Annotated in this window: 3 protein-coding genes; 1 reads left to right on the top strand and 2 read right to left on the bottom strand. The window is 63.3% G+C overall.

Going from position 1 to position 2,773, the window contains the following annotated elements:
- Positions 1-49: 49 nt before the first annotated feature.
- Together aroE and hemF are read right to left on the bottom strand one after the other, a co-directional pair.
- Positions 50-871: a shikimate dehydrogenase gene (aroE, locus tag OC610_RS25085; protein ID WP_264431713.1), complete on the bottom strand. Its 822-nt coding sequence runs from the start codon at positions 869-871 to the stop codon at positions 50-52.
- A 13-nt stretch (positions 872-884) separates the two neighbouring features.
- Positions 885-1,799 (bottom strand): oxygen-dependent coproporphyrinogen oxidase, encoded by a 915-nt coding sequence (hemF, locus tag OC610_RS25090; RefSeq protein WP_264431714.1) that lies wholly within the window; start codon positions 1,797-1,799, stop codon positions 885-887.
- 163 nt (positions 1,800-1,962) lie between these two features.
- Between hemF and OC610_RS25095 the strand changes: the two genes are divergently transcribed.
- A partial coding sequence (locus OC610_RS25095; RefSeq protein ID WP_264431716.1) for an NADPH:quinone reductase occupies positions 1,963-2,773 on the top strand: 811 nt, incomplete at its 3' end.

The following is a 2,773-nucleotide window of genomic DNA, read 5'->3' on the forward strand; positions in this document are numbered from 1 at the left end:
ACGCAGCTCCTACGCAGCCTATGCAGTTGCTACGCAGCCTATGCAGTTCCTACAGCGCGAGCTGGCGGCGTAGTTCGGCCAGGACGGGCGCGGTGTCCGGGCGTACGCCGCGCCAGAGGTAGAACGCTTCGCCGGCCTGTTCTGCGAGCATGCCCAGGCCATCCATCGCCACCGCCGCGCCGTGTTCACGGGCCCAGCGGCAGAAAGACGTCGGTTCCTTGCTGTACATCATGTCGTAGCAAAAGGTCTTGCCCGGCTCGATCAGACTTCCGGCAATCGGCGGGACATCGCCTGACAGGCTGGCGGACGTGGCGTTGATGATCAGGTCCACCGGCTCCTTCAGCCAATCGAAACCACTGGCCGAGACCGGGCCCAGGTCGGCGAACAACTCCGCCAGCAGCTCGGCTTTTTCCACCGTTCGATTGGCGATGATCACCGACGCCGGCGCTTCGGCCAGCAGCGGTTCCAAGGCACCGCGCACTGCGCCGCCGGCCCCCAGTAATAGGATGCGCTTGCCCTTGAGGCTGAACCCGGCGTTGACGGTCAGGTCCCGCACCAGCCCGGCGCCGTCGGTGTTATCGCCCAGCAAACGGCCATCGGCCAGCTTGCTCAAGGTGTTGACCGCCCCGGCGCGTTGCGCCCGCTCGGTCAACTGGTCAGCCAGGCGAAAAGCGTCTTCCTTGAACGGCACGGTGACATTCGCCCCACGCCCTTCGCGGAAAAATGCCCGGGCGCAACCGGCGAAATCCTCCAGGGGCGCGAGCAAGGTGCTGTAGTCCAACGCCTGGCCGGTCTGCTCGGCAAACAGGCGATGGATCAGCGGCGACTTGCTGTGGCCGATCGGGTTACCCATTACAACGTAGCGGTCCATGGTTTTTCCCCGTTCAGGCCGTCGCCAGCCAATCGCGATCCTGCAGGAAATAGTCGGTCAACCGCGCTTCTTCGCTGCCCGGTTCGGCTTTCCAGTCGTAGCTCCAGCGAACCTGCGGCGGCAGAGACATCAGGATTGATTCGGTACGCCCGCCTGATTGCAGGCCAAACAGCGTGCCTCGGTCATAGACCAGGTTGAATTCCACGTAGCGTCCACGGCGGAACTCCTGGAATTCCCGCTGCTTGGCCGTGAACTTGTCATCCTTGCGACGTCGCACGATTGGCAGGTACGCATCGATGTAGGCATCGCCGATGGCGCGCATGAAGGCGAAGCTGGTGTCGAAGTCCCACTCGTTCAGGTCATCGAAGAACAAGCCGCCGATGCCCCGGGGCTCGTTGCGGTGCTTGATGTGGAAATAGCTGTCGCACCAGGCCTTGTAGCGCGAATAGACGTCCGGGCCGAAAGGCTCGCAGGCTTGCTGGGCGATGCGGTGCCAATGCACGCAATCTTCTTCCACGCCGTAATAAGGCGTCAGGTCGAAGCCGCCGCCAAACCACCAGACCGGCTCTTCGCCTTCTTTTTCGGCGATGAAAAAGCGCACGTTGGCGTGGGACGTCGGCACGTGGGGATTGTGCGGGTGAATCACCAGCGACACGCCCAGGGCTTCAAAACCGCGCCCGGCCAATTCCGGCCGGTGGGCGCTGGCTGAAGGTGGGAGACCGCTGCCGAAGACGTGGGAAAAGTTGACGCCGCCTTTTTCGATCACCGTACCGTTTTCAATCACTCGTGTACGACCACCACCGCCGGCAGGCCGGGTCCAGGCGTCCTCGACGAAGCGAGTGCCACCGTCTTCGGTTTCGAGGGCCGCGCAGATGCGGTCTTGCAGGTCGAGCAGATAGGCTTTCACGGCCTCGGTGCGAGTAGTCATGACATCACCTTGATCAGGGCTACGCTGCGCGGCGTACACAGGCCGCCGGCAAAATGGGCGCACAGGATAACACCGCATCCGCCCACACCACAGTTGACGAAGATCAAGCTTAGGAGTCCGATAGCAGGCTTGGTAAAAGTCCCACGATAAGGAGAAAGTGAAGATGGCCAAACGCATCCAGTTCAGCGCCCATGGCGGACCCGAAGTACTCGAGTACGTGGACTACCAGCCGGCCGAGCCCGGTCCGCAACAGGTCCGCGTCAGCAACAAGGCGGTCGGCCTGAACTTCATCGACACCTATTACCGCAGTGGTCTTTATCCGCCACCGGCCCTGCCGTCGGGGCTCGGTGCCGAAGGCGCGGGCGTGGTCGAGGCTGTTGGTTCCGACGTGACGCGCTTCAAGGTCGGCGATCGCGTGGCCTATGGCAGTGGCCCGCTAGGCGCATACAGCGACGTGCACGTATTGCCCGAGGCCAACCTGGTTCACCTGCCCGAGGCCATCAGTTTCGAACAGGCCGCCGGGGTGATGCTCAAGGGCCTGACCGTGCAATACCTGCTGCGCCAGACCTATGAGCTCAAGGGCGGCGAAACCATCCTGTTCCACGCCGCCGCCGGTGGTGTTGGTTCCCTGGCCTGCCAGTGGGCCAAGGCCTTGGGCGTGAAGCTGATCGGCACCGTCAGCTCGGCGGAAAAAGCCGCCATCGCCAAATCCCACGGCGCCTGGGAAGTCATCGACTACAGCAAGGAAAACGTCCCGCAGCGCGTATTGGAATTGACCGGCGGCAAGAAAGTCCCGGTGGTGTACGACGGCGTTGGCAAGGACACCTGGCTGACCTCCCTGGACTGCACGGCGCCGCGTGGCCTGGTGGTGAGCTTCGGCAATGCCTCCGGTGCGGTGGATGGCGTGAACCTGGGGATTCTCTCGGCCAAGGGCTCGCTGTACGTCACCCGCCCGACCCTGGCGACCTACGCCA

The sequence above is a fragment of the Pseudomonas agronomica genome (assembly GCF_025917275.1).
Classification (GTDB): domain Bacteria; phylum Pseudomonadota; class Gammaproteobacteria; order Pseudomonadales; family Pseudomonadaceae; genus Aquipseudomonas; species Aquipseudomonas agronomica.